The organism is Terrabacter sp. FW104-15G4B (genome assembly GCF_058790095.1).
Genome location: NZ_JBYTCI010000019.1, coordinates 1 through 18,236, shown reverse-complemented (window position 1 = coordinate 18,236; position 18,236 = coordinate 1). Strand labels below are relative to the sequence as shown.

15 protein-coding genes are annotated in these 18,236 nt (G+C 69.8%); 8 read left to right on the top strand and 7 right to left on the bottom strand.

Annotation, left to right across the window (positions count from 1 at the left end; genetic code table 11):
• Positions 1–313: 313 nt before the first annotated feature.
• Together AC3WRT_RS14545 and AC3WRT_RS14540 are read right to left on the bottom strand one after the other, a co-directional pair.
• Positions 314–742 carry a VOC family protein gene (locus tag AC3WRT_RS14545; RefSeq protein ID WP_492723068.1) on the bottom strand — a complete coding sequence of 143 codons (429 nt, stop codon included), beginning with the start codon at positions 740–742 and terminating at the stop codon, positions 314–316.
• 275 nt (positions 743–1,017) lie between these two features.
• On the bottom strand, positions 1,018–3,135 hold the full coding sequence (locus AC3WRT_RS14540; protein WP_492723066.1) for a bifunctional lysylphosphatidylglycerol flippase/synthetase MprF: 2,118 nt from the start codon (positions 3,133–3,135) through the stop codon (positions 1,018–1,020).
• Between the two features lie 168 nt (positions 3,136–3,303).
• Between AC3WRT_RS14540 and AC3WRT_RS14535 the strand changes: the two genes are divergently transcribed.
• Positions 3,304–4,131 carry a formate/nitrite transporter family protein gene (locus AC3WRT_RS14535; RefSeq protein WP_492723064.1) on the top strand — a complete coding sequence of 276 codons (828 nt, stop codon included), beginning with the start codon at positions 3,304–3,306 and terminating at the stop codon, positions 4,129–4,131.
• A gap of 150 nt (positions 4,132–4,281) precedes the next feature.
• On the top strand, positions 4,282–5,367 hold the full coding sequence (locus AC3WRT_RS14530) for a hemerythrin domain-containing protein (protein ID WP_492723061.1): 1,086 nt from the start codon (positions 4,282–4,284) through the stop codon (positions 5,365–5,367).
• Positions 5,368–5,451: 84 nt separating this feature from the next.
• Here AC3WRT_RS14530 and AC3WRT_RS14525 read toward each other — a convergent pair whose 3' ends face one another.
• Positions 5,452–6,066, bottom strand: coding sequence for a muconolactone Delta-isomerase family protein (locus tag AC3WRT_RS14525; RefSeq protein WP_492723059.1), 615 nt, complete (start codon positions 6,064–6,066; stop codon positions 5,452–5,454).
• A 303-nt stretch (positions 6,067–6,369) separates the two neighbouring features.
• The gene (locus tag AC3WRT_RS14520; RefSeq protein ID WP_492723057.1) at positions 6,370–7,029 is read right to left on the bottom strand and encodes a VOC family protein; all 660 of its coding nucleotides are present in this window, start codon (positions 7,027–7,029) and stop codon (positions 6,370–6,372) included.
• A 454-nt stretch (positions 7,030–7,483) separates the two neighbouring features.
• Here AC3WRT_RS14520 and AC3WRT_RS14515 point away from each other — a divergent pair, with 454 nt between their 5' ends.
• The 3 genes from AC3WRT_RS14515 to AC3WRT_RS14505 all read left to right on the top strand — a co-directional run bounded on the left by AC3WRT_RS14515 (position 7,484) and on the right by AC3WRT_RS14505 (position 11,092).
• The gene (locus AC3WRT_RS14515) at positions 7,484–8,341 is read left to right on the top strand and encodes a sigma-70 family RNA polymerase sigma factor (protein WP_492723055.1); all 858 of its coding nucleotides are present in this window, start codon (positions 7,484–7,486) and stop codon (positions 8,339–8,341) included.
• Between the two features lie 62 nt (positions 8,342–8,403).
• Positions 8,404–9,315: an anti-sigma factor RsbA family regulatory protein gene (locus AC3WRT_RS14510; protein WP_492723053.1), complete on the top strand. Its 912-nt coding sequence runs from the start codon at positions 8,404–8,406 to the stop codon at positions 9,313–9,315.
• 40 nt (positions 9,316–9,355) lie between these two features.
• Positions 9,356–11,092 (top strand): MOSC domain-containing protein, encoded by a 1,737-nt coding sequence (locus tag AC3WRT_RS14505; RefSeq protein ID WP_492723051.1) that lies wholly within the window; start codon positions 9,356–9,358, stop codon positions 11,090–11,092.
• Positions 11,093–11,202: 110 nt separating this feature from the next.
• Here the strand turns inward: AC3WRT_RS14505 and glsA are convergent, their stop codons facing one another.
• The 3 genes from glsA to AC3WRT_RS14490 all read right to left on the bottom strand — a co-directional run bounded on the left by glsA (position 11,203) and on the right by AC3WRT_RS14490 (position 13,961).
• A complete protein-coding gene (gene glsA, locus AC3WRT_RS14500; RefSeq protein WP_492723049.1) occupies positions 11,203–12,273 on the bottom strand; it encodes a glutaminase A in 1,071 nt (356 codons plus the stop codon).
• 151 nt (positions 12,274–12,424) lie between these two features.
• Entirely contained in the window at positions 12,425–13,267 is an 843-nt protein-coding gene (locus tag AC3WRT_RS14495; protein WP_492723047.1) for an SDR family NAD(P)-dependent oxidoreductase, read from the bottom strand.
• Between the two features lie 61 nt (positions 13,268–13,328).
• Positions 13,329–13,961 carry a trimeric intracellular cation channel family protein gene (locus AC3WRT_RS14490; protein WP_492723045.1) on the bottom strand — a complete coding sequence of 211 codons (633 nt, stop codon included), beginning with the start codon at positions 13,959–13,961 and terminating at the stop codon, positions 13,329–13,331.
• 114 nt (positions 13,962–14,075) lie between these two features.
• Between AC3WRT_RS14490 and AC3WRT_RS14485 the strand changes: the two genes are divergently transcribed.
• The 3 genes from AC3WRT_RS14485 to AC3WRT_RS14475 all read left to right on the top strand — a co-directional run.
• The gene (locus tag AC3WRT_RS14485; protein ID WP_492723043.1) at positions 14,076–15,305 is read left to right on the top strand and encodes an amidohydrolase; all 1,230 of its coding nucleotides are present in this window, start codon (positions 14,076–14,078) and stop codon (positions 15,303–15,305) included.
• Positions 15,306–15,677: 372 nt separating this feature from the next.
• The gene (locus tag AC3WRT_RS14480) at positions 15,678–16,466 is read left to right on the top strand and encodes a GAF and ANTAR domain-containing protein (protein ID WP_492723041.1); all 789 of its coding nucleotides are present in this window, start codon (positions 15,678–15,680) and stop codon (positions 16,464–16,466) included.
• Positions 16,467–16,676: 210 nt separating this feature from the next.
• Positions 16,677–18,236 (top strand): DUF4389 domain-containing protein (locus AC3WRT_RS14475; RefSeq protein ID WP_492723039.1); only part of this gene is annotated, 1,560 nt, incomplete at its 3' end.

The window sequence follows — 18,236 nt, the reverse complement described above, 5'->3', positions numbered from 1 at the left end:
CCCCCCCCCCCCCCCCCCCCCCCCCCCCGTCCGTGAACCCCGCTCCGCCCCCACCATTCCACGGTGTCGCTCCCAGCTGAACCGATCGTCAACGCATCCCACAGGAAGGTTCGTGGGGGCCGGTGCACGTGGCGGGGCAGGGGGCGCCCGACAAGCTGTGGTTCTGATTCGTGGCGGGGGTCCACGCCGGTGAGCGACCACGGCTGGTGGCGCAGCCCGCGTACCGACTCGGGGGTTTCGGCGGGCACGCTGCACCCGGAAAGAACCGCCGCGCATGCAGATGGTGCGTCGCGACGCCGTTGGGCCCGACGGCCTACCCGCTCGTTGCGTCCCTGCCGTCGGAGAGCACCGGAGAGATGAGTCCGAAAACGTTGTGGTCGGGGTCGAGGAGGTATCCCACGCGGCCGACGCCTTCCATGTCGGCGAGTGGGAGCGCCTCGGTGCCGCCGAGCCGGAGGCCCTTTCGGAACACCTCGTCGACATTGCCAGCGACGCCGACGACGAAGTTCGACCCGTTGACCGGTGCTCCGCGCTCGGGCGGCGGGCCTTGTCGTTGGGTTAGTCCGCCGTTGATGCCGCGCCCGGGTGCGTCCATTCCGATGGCTCCGTCACCGGTGTCGATAGCCCAGTACGGCATGTCCCCGAACTGTGTGAACGTCCACCCGAGCAGCTCGGCGTAGAAGTCGATGAGCCGTTGCGGCTCGGACGCGTGGATCTCGAAGTGGACGACGAGGTTCGACATGATGCCTCCCTTGGCCAGTCCGTCGGAGGCTACGCCGATGCTGGCGCCCCGGTCCAGACGCCAACGCGGTGCTCGTGCCCCGGCGTGGTCGCCGTCACCACCTTCGTCGCGATTCCGTCGCGGCGCCGGGGTGGACCTTCCACGCCCGCAACGGTCATGAGCTTCTCGTGGCTGTCCACGGACGTGCGGACGGGAGCTGGGGCGCGAGAGGCGATCACGGGGTGCTGCCCGTAGCCTCACCAGAGCCGGCCAGTGCCATCTCTCGACATCCGGGCTCACTCGTGGGCCGGGCGTGCCATCGTCACGAGGTCACGTAGTCCGGCTTCAGGAAGGTAGGCGCGACTGAGGGCCAGCCCGATCCTCGGTAGCGCCGCCTCGTCGGGGAAGACGAGGTAGAGGGGATAGCTGGTGGGCTGGAACTTGGCTTTGAATGCGTGCAGGGAGCGGAACCCGTAGTAGGGCTCGAGCGTCGCGCCCAGCCGATCGAGAAACGCGTCGAGCGTGCCGCGGTCCAGATCCTCGCCGGCGCCCGCGCTGCGGGCGAGCGGCGCACCCGAGAGCGAGACGGTCGAGCACCCCTCGTCGCGGAAAGTCCGGCATGCCGACGCGATGAGGAACTCCATCGAGTAGCGGAACCCGCCGGGGAGCCGACGCATGACATCCAGCGTCCAGCCGACAGGTTCCCCGCCCCCGACATCGTGGATCGGCATCCACGACGTGACGCCGTGGACCGTTCGATCGGCGTCCATTGCAAGTCCCACACGCACCCTTGGGTCGAGCGCCTCGTCGACGCCCCCCAAGGTGAACCCCATCTCCGGCAGACCCTTGTCCTCGACCCACGCCGACGAGATGGCTTTCACCTGCATCTGCAGCCCGCGCGGCATCTGGACCAGCGGCCCCAGATTGAGGTGAATGTCCTGCTTCGCCGCTTGGTTGAGGGCCGTGCGGACGTCCTGCCATGCCTTACCGACGAAGTCCAGGGCGGCGAGCTCGATGACCGCCTCCTCGGCGACCTGGAGGCTGTGCCAGCCCTGCGCGCGGGCGTGTCGTGAGGCCTCGGCACTCACGGTGAACAGACACGGCACGAGACCCTGAGCGTGCACCTTCTCGGCGAACTCGGCGAGCAGTGCCGACCGGTCGCCTTCGGTGGCCGCGACGGGGTCGCACAACCCGACGGCCACCCCGGCGTGCACGCGATAGGCGACGTAGCCTGGACGTTGTGGACTGGTGAACCAGCGATTCTCGGGCCAGGTCGTCATCCAGGCGAGTCGGTTGACCGTTCCCTCATCGCGCAGCAACTGGGTGGCGTGCCGCCGCTGGTCGTCATCGGCCGGGGCCACGAGGCTGCCGAAGGTGCGCCGGGCTCGCCGCGGCGACGGGTTGCGGAAGGCCCGGCGGCCCACGATGAGCAGGCCGAGGCCGAGCGAGTTCAGCACCAGGTCGTACGAGGCCGCCACGAGACCGGGCTCGCCGACCGCGACCATCCACACGAAGTTGGCGATCTGGAGCGCAACCACGCCCGTCAGCAGCGCCACGGCCCAGAACCACGCGCGTCGACGGCCCTTGTAGAGGCTGCGGGCCAGCCAGAGCCAGAGGATGCCGAGCACGACAGGAGCGAACAGGTTGCGGTGTGACAGCTCGTCGGTGCGCGCCTGAAGCGAGAGCGTCACGGCAAGTGGTCCCTCCTCCCTCGTGAAGTTCTGGATCACGGCCTCTACTGCGGCGATGACGAAGAAGCCGGAGGCGAGCAGCCGGTAGTCGCGCCGAGTGAGCCGCCGGGCACTGAGCCGAGGGGGTCGGTGTTGCAGCAGCGGGCCGATGACGAGCCCGAACCCGACCGCGAAGACGTGTTCGAGATCCGCCAGGGCGCCCATGTGCACCACGAAGAGCAGGACGTAGACGACCAGGACAGCGCGCAGCCGACCACGCCAGGGGGGCGACAACGTGACCGAAGCCGCGGCCGCCGCGCCGAGGAATGCAGCCGAGGGCCCCGCGTCCCTGACGCGGGCGAGCGTCGTCGTCCAGGCGTACCCGTGGTTTCGCGTCACCCACAGGACGGCGGCGGTGGCCAGCACGGCGAACACGTGACATGACACCAGCGCGAAGACAGCCTGGCCCGTCCCGAGTCGCCACTCAGCGAAACCACCAAGAACGGCGAGGCCCAGCAGGATCGGCACATACTGGACGGGTTCAAGCGCGAAGAAGGCTCCCGTCAGCACGGTCCACCAGGCCCCGTCCTCGATCGACGGCAACCCGTACGACGTGGAGGGAGCCATTGGCCGGCTCGCCAGCGGATCCCACAGGGTCCGGGTCAGCACCGACAGCAACAGCACGGTGGCAACCAACCCCGTGGTCAACGGCAGGGCCCTCATCACCGTCACCGGACGGACCATGACCCCATCCTCGACCCGTAGTCGCAGCCGCGGTCGGGGAATGGCCGATCCCGCGGAGCGTCCCGAGGACACAGGAGGGCATGACGGCACGCGCGCTCCGGTCGCGGCATCGTTCGGCGGATAGCGTGCTGGTATGAGCTCACGTCCATCCGGCCCCGGGTTCCTCTGGTGAGCCGGCCGTCCGGTGGTTCCGGGGACCTCGCCGCACCCAAGGGCTCCCGATCGGAACCGGTGCTGGAGGAGGCCTACGAACGTCTGGTCGCCGAGGGTCACGAGCGGCTGGACCGGCCGCTGCTGCCCCTGCTGTCGACAGGGCTGCTGGGTGGGGTCGACGTGGGGGTGGGAGTCCTGATCTACCTCGTGGTGGACGCAGAGACCGGCAACCCGTTGCTCGCGTCCGTGGCATTCCCGATTGGCTTCGTGGCCCTCCTGCTTGCCAAGAGCGAGTTGTTCACCGAGAACTTCCTGGTGCCGGTCACGTCCGTCGTCGCCAAGGTCGGGACGCTCGGTCAGCTCATGAGGCTGTGGGTCGTCTCGTTGACGGCCAACTTGGTCGCAGGGTTCGCCATGGCGGGAATGATCGTGCTGGCGCTGCCGGACGTGCACGAGGCGGCCGTGCAGGCCGGCTCTCACTATGCGCACCTCGGCGTCTCCTGGCGCTCCTTCTTCCTGGCGGTGCTTGCCGGGGCGGTGATCACCTTGTTGACGCGGATGCAGCACGCGACCGAGAGCCTGGGGGTCCGCCTGGTGCCTGCGGTGCTGATGTCGTTCGTGCTCGTCGGTGCCCAGCTCTTCCACTCGGTGCTGGACTCGATCCTGATGTTCGCGGGGCTCTTGACCGGCGATGCCGACTACGGCTACCTCGACTGGTTGAGGGCGCTCGGCTGGTCGGCCTTCGGCAACCTCGTGGGTGGACTCGTGCTCGTCACCGGCATCCGCCTCCTGCGGGTGCAGCACCGCGTCGCCGAGAGCCGCGAGCAGGGGCAGACCGGTTGAGCAGCGCCGGGGAAACCACCCGAATGCCGGGACACTTCCTGCGCTGAGGTCGTGCTTGGCGACCCCCATTCTTCATCGGCGAGGCCGCCGCTGCGCCGCCGAGTTGGGTAGGGGTCGGGAACCAAGACATGGAAGTGGAGGAGATGGCCCATGACGACCACGGTCGAGAAATCCATTGAAGTGGAAGCGCCGGTGCGGAGCGCGTACAACCAATGGACGCAGTTCGAGGAGTTCCCGCAGTTCATGGGCGGGGTCGAGACGGTGACGCAAGTCGACGACACCACTCTGCACTGGGTCGCGCAGATCGCTGGCGTCCGGCGGGAGTGGGACGCGGAGATCCTCGAGCAGGTGGCGGACCAGAAGGTGGCGTGGGCCGCGGTCGGCGGCGCGACCAACGCCGGGGCCGTTCACTTCATCCCGAACGGGCCTGACCGGACGTTGGTGACCCTGCATCTCGAGTTCGAGCCGGAAGGCATGGTGGAGAAGGCGGGCGACGCTCTCAACGTCGTGGGCCGGCAAGCAGAGGCAGACCTCGCCAGGTTCAAGTCATTTCTCGAGTCGCGTGGCGGCGAGACCGGTGCCTGGCGGGGTGAGGTCAACGAAGACCTGTCCCTGGGGACGCCCGGCGTGGAGGACGCTGCGCTGTCCCGCGGGGACAGTGGCAAGCCCAGCGACGCGTCGGACGCGGGGGAGGACGTCGTGGACGTGCTGACCGCGGATCATCGTGAGGCGCAGGCGCTCATCGCCGAGATCTGGGAGACCCTGGAGCCGAGTTCACGTCGGGACATGGCTGACACGCTCATCGCGGAGCTGGTTCGGCACGCCGTGGCGGAGGAGATGTACGTCTACCCGGCCATGAAGCAGTACCTGCCCGACGGCGAGGCCGCGGTGAACCACGACCTGCAGGAGCACCAGCAGCTCGAGGAGACGATGAAGGACCTCGAAGGCGTCGACGGGGCAGACCCTCGGTTCGCCGAGCTGCTTCGCACGCTCGAAACGGTCCTTTCCGACCACATCGCCGACGAGGAGGGCGAGCACCTGCCGCAGCTTCGCGCCGCGCTGCCGCGCCCCGAGCTGGTGGAGCTCGGAGAGAAGGTCGAGGCGGCGAAGAAGCTTGCGCCGACGCGTCCTCACCCTGCTGCGCCCAACAACGAGCTCTTCCACAAGCTCGCGGGTCCCGGCGTGGGCATGGTGGACCGGCTCCGTGACAAACTGGGCGGCCGCTCGACCAGCTGAACCGTACCGTCGGCCTGGGTCGGGCCACTCGAGTCGGTTGCGTCAACCTCATCCGGGCAGAAGCCCATAGACCTCGACCCGTTCCTAGGCGACCCCCGAGGACGCGGGGTCGCTCGGGTGCGGGTCGAGCGGCACGGTGTCGATCGCCAACCAGCCGGCGCCTGTCATCGGCAGGGAGTCCTGCAGCGCGGCGATCTCATCCGAGTCGCGGGCCTGCCAGAGACCGAGGGCGTGGCCTTCGCCTGGGAGCAGCCACAGCCGCCGCAGCTTGCCTTCGTCGGCCAGCTGACCGGCGCGCAGTGCCTCGCGGGTGGTGACGTCCTCGACGTCGGCGCCGGTGGGTGGGGTGACCGTTAAGGTCGTGAGGAACTCGGCTTTCGACGGGTCGCGTGGCACCGAGTCGGGGCCCGGGTCGCTCGGGTGGAGCGCGAGTGGCGTGACCTCGTCGGTTCGCCACCTGCGCAACGGCATCGAGGACAGGACCTCCTCCAGCCCCGCGTCGTCGTTCGCGGCGAACAGGCCCAGTGTGCGCCACTCGTCGGGACCAAGCGGCGGGCGCCACAGTCGTCGCAGGCTGCCCTGCTGCGCTAGCCGGCCGGTGTTGGCAGCCTCCAGCGCCCGGACGTCAGCGACCTCTGCGGCGCTCACGCCGTCAGGCACGTGGGTGGTCATCGTCACGAGGTATTCGGTTTGCCCCATGTCATCCTCCGGCAGCTCTTTCGACGGTGTCACGTCAATGGTCGGCCCGGCGACCGCGTGCTTCACCACCGTGCGTCACTGGTATGGAGCGACCAGTGGTTCTCCCTGGGGCGGGCGCCCGGGCGGGAGCGCGAGTGTCGTGGTGTTTCGACAGCTCGAGCGCAAGGAGCGGAGGATGAAGGACGGCTACAACGAGCCCGGCCGGTCGCCCGCGGCTGCAGGGCCACCTGCAGTCCTCCGGCTGCCGGGGCCGCGGCGCAGTGCTCTCCAGGCGCCCCGCCGCCGAGGACCACGACGTCGTGGTCACTCATGTCCCTCGCCTCCAAGGGCGTTGGACGCCTCGGTGTAGGCGGCGTCCGGGCTGCGACCGTGCTGGCGCGCCACGATGTATGCCGCGTACCAGTCGGACCAGTGGTGCTGGGGAGCGCTCGGTTCATACCGCCCGTGGTGCTCCTCGGCGTCGCGCAGGAGCTCGGCCAGCTCGGGCACGTCCATCCCACCCCCTGACTCGCGGCCGGGCAGCCGGCTGGTGATCTGCTGCAGGAGCCAGGTGTTGCCGTCGGGGTCGCTGAACGAGGCGAACGACGTGTAGTTGCCACCGTCCGGGTCCGGTCCCGGCACCCGTCCGGGCGCCGCAGCCGCGTCGAATCGGGCTGCGGTCACGGGGCCGTGCTCGTGGAAGACCTCGCTGACCCCGGCGCCTCGCGCAAGGAGCTCTTCCCGGGCGGCGGCGAGGTCGTCGACGACGAGGTAGAGGCCCTGCGCAGTCCCGGGTGCGGCGGTGGTGACGCGGGTGCCGAACTGGATGGATGCCGCCGATCCCGGCGGGGTGAGCTGGACGATCCGGAAGTCCTCGTCGCCGACGAAATCCGCGTCCTCGCGCCAACCCAGTGCCTTGTAGAACCCCTTGGTGCGGTCGACGTCCGCGACGGGCAGGACGACGACCTCAAGCTTCATGTCCATGGTGGAACTCCTTCTCCTGGTTGCGGTTTGCGGCCTCTGGACGTCCGTCGAGGCGGCGTCACTGTCGTATGCCTGGGGCGCCGCAGGTGCCACTCGACCGTCCGGGGAGCCTCGACCCCGCGGAGATGCAGCACTCGCGTTCCGGGCGCCGCGCGCGGCATACGCCAGGAGCGCTGACTTCCCGACTCCCGGGTCGCCTTCTCACGACGGGCACCCGGCTGTCGCCGAAACTCACTGCAACGACGACCTCGTCGAGACGAGCATTCCTCGGCTCGCCCGAGGAGCATCGGGTCAGATGCGGTAAGTCGGACCATGCCGCCCATGCAGTTCTCCCTCAGCCGAGTTCCCCACTTCGGCCAGTAAGCCGTTGCCCTGCCTGACCCAAACCCGACCCTTTCGTGGCGCTCGCGGGGCGTGGGAGACTTCCGTGGACCCAACGCGTCGAGGAGAAACCATGGACGACACGTCCTCGGCTGCCACGTCGTCGGCGGTCGCGTCGAGGTCACCGAGTCCGGTGAGTCGGCCCGTGCGGCTCACCGTCGAGCAGGAGCGGGATCTCGTCATCGCGGCGGAGGCGGGCGACGAGGACGCGTGCCGACTGCTCATCGAGACGTTCCTCCCGGAGATCAATGCCGTGGCGCGCCGGTTCCAACGCTCGGTCGGCGTGGAGCGACGTGATCTCGTCCAGGAGGGCGTCGCCGGTCTGCTGTTCGCGACGCGCCGCTACGACGCCCAGCTCGGAACGCCGTTCTGGGCCTATGCCTCGTTCTGGGTGCGCAAGGCCATGCAGGAGCTCGTGGCAGACCTGAGCCGCGCAGTGGCCCTCTCGGACCGCGCGGTCCGCGGCCTCGCCCTGGTTCGCGCAGCGCGCAGCCAGGTCCACCAGACTCGTGGCCGCGAGCCGACGATCGACGAGCTCGCGGAGGCAACAGGCCTGACCCGAGCGCAGCTCGAGCCGCTTCTCGCGGCCGACCGGCCCGCTCGGAGCCTCGAATCCTCCGTCGACCTCGATGACGGCACGATCGGCACGATGGGCGAGCGGCTCGCCGACCCGGCAGCCGACGAGGCGTTCGAGATCATCCTCGACCACGTGGATCTGCGCCACATACGGTCGCTGACGGACGCGCTCAGCGACCGGGAACAAACCGTGATCCGGGCTCATTTCGGCCTCGGCGAGACGGCGAAGACGCTGGCCGAGGTGGGCTCGGTCCTGGGCTTGAGCGCCGAGCGGGCACGTCAGATCGAGGCCGGCGCCCTCGCCAAGCTGCGTACCTTGCTCACCGAACCGGCCCTACTCCGAGGACCTCCTTGATCCCAGACACCAGCGGCTTACTGCCAGGAGGGATCGATGAGAGCGGAACGGAGGGTGCACAGATGGCCGGACGTGTCCCGGCGTTGCGCCACAACGCGTTCGTCTACGAGTCCGAGGACGAGTACCTCGAGACCACTGTGGCCTTCCTGCAGGAGGGTCTCGAGCTCGGCGAAGGTGCGGTTGTCGCCAACACCCGGCCGGGGATCGCTGCGATTCGCGACGCTCTCGGCGCGCAGTCATCCAGCGTCACCTTCGTCGACGTCAGCGAGTCCTACACGAGACCGGCCAAGACGCTCGCCGCATACCACGGGGTCTACGCGGAGGAGCTCGGCCGGTTCCCCTCCCTGCGTGCTGTCGCCGACGTCCAGTTCGGCCCGGTGCCCGAGGAGTGGGAGATCTGGACCGGCTACGAGGCGGTCTTCAACCGCTCCTTCGCGCACCTACCGGCGTGGGTGCTGTGTTCCTACAGGGCAGCCGTGCTTCCAGACGTGGTGCGGGACGGGATCTGGCGCACTCACGCGGCAGTCGTCACCGGCGGCGTCTGGAACGCCAGCGCCTCCTACGACCACCGGGACGAACCGTTCCGACCGGACGCACCGCCCAAGCCGCTGGCGGACGCACAGCAGGTCGCCGTCGACGGGGACCTCGACTCCGTACGCGAGCAGCTCGTCAGGACCATGCACCGCCATGGACTGCCAGCAGGCAAGATCCTCGAGATGGTCTTGGCGACCACGGAGATCCTGGCCAACGCGCTGACGCACGGCGCCGGTTTCAGGGCCGTCCGCGCGGGTCGGGTCGGGGGCCGGTACGTCTGCGAGGTCGTCGACGAGGGGCCGGGTTTCGACGACCCGCTCGCCGGCTATCTGGCTCCGCGACGTGGACACGGCGATGGTCTCTGGGTCGTCAGGCAGCTCACGTGGGATGTCGAGTTCTTCCGGACTCCGGAGGGGTTCACCGCAAGGATCACGGCGTAGTCCTCGGACGGTACCGGGAAGCCTCGAGAAGGGACCAGCCATGGTGACGCTGCTCTCGGTCAACGTCGGGATGCCCAAGGAGGTGTCGTGGCGCGGCAGGTCGGTCCATACCGGCATCTGGAAGAGCCCGGTGACAGGGCCGTGCATGGTCCGCCGCCTGAACATCGACGGTGACGGGCAGGGCGATCGCCTGGGCCACGGGGGCGAGCAGCGCGCCGTGCTGGTCTACCAGCAGGAGTCCTACCGCCACTGGCAGGAGTTCTTCGGCCGTGACGACCTGGGGCTCGGCGCCTTCGGGGAGAACTTCACGATCGACGGTCTACCGGACGACGAGGTCTGCATCGGCGACCGGTACCGCATCGGTGAAGCGGAGTTCGAGGTCACGCAGCCACGGGTGACCTGCTACCGCGTGGGGATGCGGATGGCAGAGCCGACGCTGCCGTCGCTGCTTGTGGCCCACCACCGTCCCGGGTTCTATCTGCGTGTCCTGACCGAGGGCCACGTCCGCGCGGGCGACGACATCACGCGCACCCGACGCGGACCACACGCGCTCTCCGTCGCTGACGTGGATGCGCTTCTCTACCTACCCGGGCACGACGCGGCGCGGCTCGAGGCAGCCATCGACATCCCGGCCCTCAGCCCGGGCTGGCGCGAGTCCTTCCGCGGCATGCTCGAGAGCGAACCTGGCGCGACCCGTCCGGCCGGCGTCGCGATCGCCCCGCAGCCCTCGTGGCCGGGCTTCCGCACCCTGACCGTCACAGAGGTCGTCGCCGAGAGCTCTACCGTGACGTCCTTCGGGCTCGCCGCGGACGACGCGCTACCGGCCTACGAGGCGGGCCAGTACCTCACCCTCCGTGTCCCGGGCGCCGGCAATCCTGCTCCGGTGCGGACGTACTCGCTGTCGGGCGACCCGGTCGGCGGTCGCTACCGGATCAGCGTCAAGCGGGAGGCGCGTGGGCTCGTCAGCTCGCACCTGCACGCTCACCTGCGGCTCGGCGACCAGCTGGAGGCCGCGGCGCCGAGGGGCGACTTCGTGCTCGAGCAGGGCACCGGCCCGGTACTTCTCGTCTCCGCGGGCATCGGGCTGACGCCGGTGCTCGCGATGCTGCACCGACTCGCGAGCGAACGAAGCACTCGCGACGTGTGGTGGATCCACACGACTCGCGACGCATCCCAGCAGGCCTTCTCCGCCGAGGTTGCCGGTCTCGTCGGTGAGCTGCCGAGGGCGCACTGCCTCGTCTTCGTCACGCGCCCGGCACCGCGAGCGACCCCGGACCCGGCGGTCCGGACGGGACGGCTCAGCGCTGACGTGATCGCCGGGCTCGGCCTTCCGGCCGACGCGAACGCCTACGTATGCGGCCCCGCGTCGTTCATGGACGACGTCACGGCCGCCCTGAGCGGCGTGGGCCTCGATCCAGCACGCATACGCACCGAGCGATTCGGGGCGCGGTCTGCTATCAACCCGGGGATCGTGGGGGCGGATGCTCGCCCGGCACACCAGCCGCCCGGCCCGCCGGGCGTCGGCCCCGCGGTGACCTTCGCTCGCTCGGGGCTCACGGCCGCCTGGTCGGACAGGTACGCCTCGGTGCTGGAGCTCGCGGAGGCGTGCGACGTGCCCACGCAGTGGTCGTGCCGCACCGGCGTGTGCCACACCTGCGCGACGGCGGTGCTGTCGGGGGAGGCGTCGTACGAGACGCCGCCGCTCGAGCCGCCCGGTGCCAGTGAGCTGCTCATCTGCTCGGCACGGCCCGCCAGTGAGCTCGTGGTCGACCTCTGACTGCCACTACTGCTGGTGGACCCGCCTTCGCACCACCACGGCGACAGGTCCGTGTGGCTGCCACTGGGCCAGCCACGTCCAGGACCGTGAGGTGCGACGACGTCGCCTCGTCATGCCTTGTCGACCAACGAATCTCGGGGCATTTCCTCCAATTCCTCGGGACCGCGGGCCGCCTCGGAGACGAAGAGGTTCAGTCCCAGCCGTTCGGCGATGTACTTGGTGGCGAGCTGACCGCGAACGCTGTTTCCCGCCTCATCCAAGGGAGGGGAGAACGTCGCAACTCCACCCTTGCCGGGCGAGACGGTGACGATGCCGCCACTGACGCCGCTCTTCCCCGGGACCCCGATCTCGTAGAGCCAGTCGCCCGACAGCTCGTAGAGGCCGGCTGTGGCCATGACCGCGAGCACGCGCCGGCACGCTCCGGGGACGACCACCACCGCGCCCGTCAGCGGGTTGACGCCGCCGTTGGCCAGCGTGGCAGCCATCACCGCGAGGTCATGAACGGTCACGTCCAGCGAGCACTGGCGGGTGTAGACGTCGGTCGCCTGGTCGGGATCGAAGTACAGGCGACCGTAGCTCTCCAGCAGGTGGGCGATGCCCTGGTTCCGCAGGTTGGTAGCGGACTCGGAGGCGTAGACCTGCTCGTTCACGCTCAGCTGACGTCCAGCGAAGCGCGAGAGCCCGTCTCTGATCCGCTCCCACTTCTCCTCGGCAGTGTCTCCGGGGACCAGACTCGTCGACGCGATCGCGCCGGCATTGACCAACGGGTTCATCGTTCGGTCGATGTTCAGCTCGACCGCCATCAGCGAGTCGAAGGGGAAACCAGTGCTGTTGACGCCGAGGCGGCGACGCGCTTCGCCGTATCCGATTGCGTCGCAGACCAACGCGAACACGAAGGGCTTGGAGACGCTCTGGATCGAGAAGGTCCTCTCGACGTCCCCGACCTCGAACGACCTTCCCCGAGCCCCGACCACGGCGATCCCGAACCAGTCCGGCGAGGCCTGCGCGAGGACCGGGATGTAGTCGGCCACCGTTCCGTCGCGGTTGGTCCGATACCTGCCGTACGCCTCTGTGACGACGGCTCTGACCTCGTCGAGCTGTGGGAGCTCACCGGTCGAGATCGAGGGCTCTGTCGTCTCGACGTCGAAGGGGAGGTCTTCGTGCATCGACAGCTTGCTCATGGGTGGCCTCCACGGCTGGATGAGGGAAGCGTACGACATCCGAGGACCACCTTCTGGGCTGTCGTGAGAAGCCGGATGACGTGACGGCGCACGATCCTGTTGAGCGGGACGCGTGGCGAGGTGAGGCCTCGGGCACGCCGAGGCCCAGCCCTCAGGTCAGGCCGACCAGCGCTGCCGAGCGCTCCCACAGTCCGTCGACGACGGACTGGTCGTGGGCCTGCTTGTTCTCGCGGCCGTTGACCTCGAAGCGGCTGAAGTAACGACCGTTGATCTCGGGGTCGGGGCCGCGCTCGGCGAGGGCGATGAGCGGCGCCGCTCCCTCAGGGACGCTGATCGTGGCCAGCCGCTTCAGGGGTGAACGGTAGAGGAGGCCGACGACCCATGAGTCGCGGCCGAAGGAGCTGCCCACCGGGCCGGGGTGAACGGCGACCGAGACAACGCCATCCTCGGACCACCGCTGGGCGATGCCGCGAGTGAAGACGAGGTTCATCAGCTTGCCCGTGCCGTAGGCGGAGAACTCGGTCGCCCGGCGGTGCGCGTAGTCGAGGTCGTCGAGCACGACCTTGCCCATGGCGTTGGCGGCGCTGGAGGTGTTCACGACCAGCGACGAGCCCGCCGCCGCCAGCTTGGCGCGGAGCAGGTTGGTGAGCAGGAACGGTGCCAGGTGGTTGACCTGGAAGTTCGGCTCGTGACCGTCGTGGGTCAACTTCCTGGGGGCGAAGGTGCCGCCGGCGTTGTTCATCAGCACGTCGACCTTCTCCACACGCTCCGCGAGCTGGGCGGCGAGACGACGGACGTCGTCGAGGCGGGAGAAGTCTGCGACCAGGGGCTGGGTGCCGACAGCCTCGGCGATCGGGCGTAGCTTGTCGGTGGACCGTCCGGTCACGTGGACCGTCGCGCCCTTGGCGGCCAGCGCCCGGGCCGTCTCGGCACCGATCCCGTCGCTCGCCCCGGTCACCAGCACCGTACGGCCCGTCATCGACTGATCGCCCATGCCGCGAGCCTAGGGCGTGGCACACGTCTGCTTCATCGTCGACGCCCGAGTACCAGCGGGTTCAGTCTCGGCGGGGTTCTCGGGGTGTGGGCGCGTTGAGGTCGAAGCGGAGGCCGATCAGGCGGATCGCGAAGCAGGCGAGGGCGGCCGCGACGGGCGGCCCGGAACCCTGGAGGCCGACCTTGGCCGCGACGACGGTGATCGCGGCACCGACGAGCGCGGGGATGGCGTACAGCCCGCTGCTGAGCACGGCCGGCACCCGGCCGATCAGGACGTCGCGCACGGTCCCGCCGCCGACTCCGGTGACGGCTCCCAGGATCACGGCTTGCAGGGCGCCCAGTCCGATGTCCAGGGCCTTGGTGGCTCCGGTGACCGCGAACAGGCTCAGGCCGAGGGCGTCGAACACGTCGATCGGGAAGGAGCGCCGGTCCAGCCTGCGAGCGAAGGTGAAGGCGATCAGGGCGCCGGTCGCGGCGACGAGCAGGTAGCGCCAGTCGCTGAACGTCGCGGGTGGCAGGGAGCCGATCAGGACATCGCGCACGATCCCGCCGCCCATCGCGGTGATCATGCCGAGCGCGAGCACCCCGACGATGTCGAGCCGGGCGCTCCGGATCGCGGTGAGCGCACCGTTGAGCGCGAAGACCAGGGTGCCGGCCAGGTCCAGCAGCAGCAGCGGCACCTCAGCGGTGTTCACCGGACCCCGATCGATCCGCGGCCGCACCAGGGCTGCCGCCGGCTAGGAGACCGCCGGTACGCGTGTGGGGTGGGTAGGGGAGCATCACTGGTTGCTCTACCCGCTGGAGGGACGATGTCATCGGCTGACGAGGTGCTGGCCGCGCTGGAGCAGACCCGGTCGTGGCAGGAGGACTTCTACCGTCACCTGCACGCCCATCCCGAGCTGAGCGGGCACGAGCGGCAGACCGCGGCCGCGGTCACCGCGCGGCTGCGCGAGCTGGGCTACGAGGTCGAGTCGGTCGGGGGCGGCGTGGTGGGCGTGCTGGCCAACGGGGCCGGCGCCACGGTGCTGGCCCGGGCCGACATGGACGCGCTGCCGGTGACCGAGCTGACCGGGCTGGCGTATGCCTCGACCCAGACCGTGGCCGATGACTCCGGTGCGAGCGTGGGGGTCTCGCACGCCTGTGGGCACGACGTGCACGTCACCTGCCTGCTCGGCGCCGCCGAGCTGCTGGCCGGCCGGACGCAGGCGTGGACGGGCACCTTCGTGGCCCTGTTCCAGCCGGCCGAGGAGACCGCTGCCGGGGCCAGTGGGATGCTCGCGGACGGTCTGGCGCAGAAGATCCCCACCCCGCAGGTCGCGTTCGCCCAGCACGTGCTCGGCCTGGACGCCGGCACCCTCGGCACCCAGGACGGGCCGGTCATGTCGGCCGGTGACAGCGTCCGGATCACCCTGTTCGGCAAGGGCTCGCACGGCTCGATGCCGCACCTGGCCGTCGACCCGGTGGTGCTTGCCGCGTCCGTCGTGCTGCGGCTGCAGACCATCGTCGCCCGCGAGACGAAGCCGGGCGAGTTCGCCGTGGTCACCGTCGGCAGCAGCGTCGCGGGGACCAAGAGCAACATCATCCCCGACCGGGCCGTGCTGCTGCTGAACGTGCGCGCCTACGCCAACGACGTGCGCCGTCACGTCCTGGACGCGATCGAGCGGATCGTGCGCGCCGAGTGCCAGGGCGCCGGCTCGCCCCAAGAACCCACCTTCGAGTACTACGACCAGTACCCCCTGACCACCAACGACACCGACGTCGGCCAGCGGGTCACCCAGGCCTTCCGCGAGCACTTCCCCGGCCGCGTGGTCGAGCTCGGCCGGGTGACCGCCAGCGAGGACTTCAGCCGCATCCCGGACGCCCTGGGCGTGCCCTACTGCTACTGGGGCGTCGGAGGGTTCCCCCCCGGCAGCACCCCGCCACCGAACCACTCCCCGTTCTTCGCCCCCCTCATCCAGCCCACCCTGGACACCGGGACCTCGGCCCTGGTCGTCGCCGCCCTCACCTACCTCACGACGGAGCCTCGGCAAGGCACGTGACGAGGCGCCAGGGCCCGCGGGCCACCGGCTACCTCCGCGGCAGCGCCGGAATCTCCGAGTGGTCGGGCGCTGTCGTCGCGGTGGGGTCGACGACAGCGCCCAGCGTCCGGCCATGAGGGAGTGACCGGGGCAGAAGACGACGACCCGAGCCGACTTTGGGAGAGTCCTGGCGAGGGCATCGCCGTCGCCCCCGATTATTTCGACATCGAAGTGGTCTGTCTCGGAAACGGCCAGTACGGAGTCCTCGATCTGCAGCATTCCCCGGCGCGCGGCTGCGTCGGATCCAACGCGCGCAGACGGCACCACCACGCCACGCACAAGGTCGGGGGTGAACGCTTCTCGTAGCTGAACGAACGGTGCCAAAATGTGCTGGTGACCGGCACATCGGCTCATGGTCCCGACTTCCAGATCGTGGGCCCGTCCCGTCCGTCCGCTGCGAGTGGCCCGGCCGTGGACGACGTCTTACGTCAGCTTGCCCGCTCGCTGGCCGAGACCAACGGCGTCGGGCCCACCGTCGACGAGGTGGTCGCGCATGCGCTGGTGGTGGTGCCCTGCGACTGGGCGGTGGCGGCCGTGACCAATGAGGTCGTGGGCCGCGCTCCGCGGTTCTACGCCACCAGCGACCCGCAGCTGCTCGGCGTCGTGGCCGAGATCTCGATGGCGGCCCCATCGAGCCCCGGCCGCGAAGCGCTCACCGAGCGCACCGTCGTGCACGTGCCGGACCTGAGGGACGAACCGCGGTTCGGCTCGTACCCGAGAGAGATGATCGCTCGGACGCCGATCCGTTCCGTGGTCGCGCAGGTGTTGCAGCTGGGTGACGAGGTCCTGGGTGTCCTGACGTCGTACAGCTCGCGTGCGCACGCCTTCGACGAGGGCGCTCTGGCCCGGGCCCGCCTGCTCGGGGACCACGCGGCGATCGCGATCGAGACCGCCCTGGCGCAAGACCTCGTCGGGAACCTGCAGCTGGCTCTCGGCAACAGTCGGGTGATCGGGATGGCCATGGGAGTTCTGCTCGAACGCCATCGGCTCACCCCGGAGGAAGCCTTCGTCCGCCTCCGCACCGCCAGTCAGGAGACCAACCGCAAGCTCGCCGACATCGCGGAGGAGCTGATCCGCACGGGGGAGCTTCCGCCGCCTCGTTCGAGGTCCTGGACGGCGTGACCCGACAGCACTCCTGAGCGGCCACGCGTCCCGTTCGCCCGAAACGTTCCGGGCAATGAGGGCCGACATGAAATGCGTTCCGGACCAAGGGAATCCGCGGACGAGTAGCGTTGGAGCACCGGGGAACTCCAGGACGTTGACCAAGCCGTCCGCGTCGCTCCGGCGAAGCAACCACCGCGGCTGTAACAGCCGAGTCAGGTCGCTGGGACCATGTCGTATGCCAGCAGCCCCCCATCCGCTCCCGCCTCGCGCACGCCGGATGCCCATCCGGGCGGCAGGCGCCTCGCCGCCCTGATCATCGGGTGCATCCTCATCCTGCCCGGTCTGGCCCTGCTCTTCGGCGGGGCGGGCATCGGCATCACATATGCGGTCAGCCGGGACAGCGCGGGCTACGTGTCACTGACGGTGCCCGTCCTCTCCAGCTCGTCGCCGGCCATCACCGTCGAGGACGCCGTCGTCGAGACCGGCCCCGACGTGCCGTCCTGGGTGCTGGACCGCCTCAACGTGGACGTGCGGGTGACGGCTCAGTCGCTCAGCACTGGACGGGCGGTCTTCGTCGGCATCGGCCCCGCCGCGCGCGTGAGCGCCTACCTCGGTGGGATCGCCCACGACCAGGTCGTCGGCCTGACGGACCCGCGCAACGGCGTGGGCCGCACGGCAGTCGTGCGCGCCACACCCGGAGCGAACCGGGTGGCCGCTCCGACGAGCCAGGACTTCTGGACCACGTCCGCCTCGGGCACCGGCCAGCAGCAGCTGACCTGGCGCGTCACCGGCGGTCGGTGGGCCGCGGTGCTGATGAACGCCGACGGTAGCAGCGGGATCGGGGTCACCTCGACGATCGGAGTCAGCGCCGGCTTCCTGCTGCCGCTCGCCCTCCTCATGGCTGCCATCGGCCTCGTCCTGACGGGCATCGCCGTCGCGCTCATCATCCGCGGCGCGAATGGCAGCCGGCCCTCGTCGACCCGGACGACGGCCCCGGTCCCCAGCCCCGGCGTTCCTGCCAACGGCGTTCCTGCCAACGGCGTTCCTGCCAACGGCGTTCCTGCCAACGGCGTTCCTGCCGACCGGGCCCCGGGGACCTGGCCGCCGCGTCCGCGGGCCGTGAGCCCGGTCACCCTCGACGCCCGGCTCGACGAGCCGCTCTCGCGGTGGCTCTGGCTCGTCAAGTGGTTCCTGGCGATCCCGCACTTCTTCGTTCTGGGCTTCCTGTGGCTGGCCTTCTTCGTGGTCAGTGTCGTCGCGTTCTTCGCGATCCTCTTCACCGCGCGCTACCCCCGCGGTCTCTTCGACTTCAACGTCGGCGTCCTGCGCTGGTCCTGGCGCGTGTCCTACTACTGCACCAACGGCGGCCTAGGGACCGACCGCTACCCACCGTTCAGCCTCGACGCGGAGCCCGACTATCCCGCCCGGCTCGACATCGCCTACCCCGAGCGGCTCTCGCGCGGCCTCGTGCTCGTCAAGTGGTGGCTGCTGGCCATCCCGCAGTACATCATCGTCGGGTTGCTCGTCGGCGGCGGCGGGTGGGCATGGAACACCTCGCGAGGCGACGGGGGCCGCTACGACTCGTTCGGGTGGGGCCTGCTCGGCCTGCTCGTCCTGGTGGCCGGACTGTCGCTGCTGTTCGCCGACCGCTACCCGCGGGCACTCTTCGACCTCGTCATCGGGCTCAACCGCTGGGTCTACCGCGTGGTCGCGTATGCCGCCCTCATGACGGACGTCTACCCGCCGTTCCAGCTCGACGAGGGTGGTCCCGAGGTCCCGCTCGGGCCG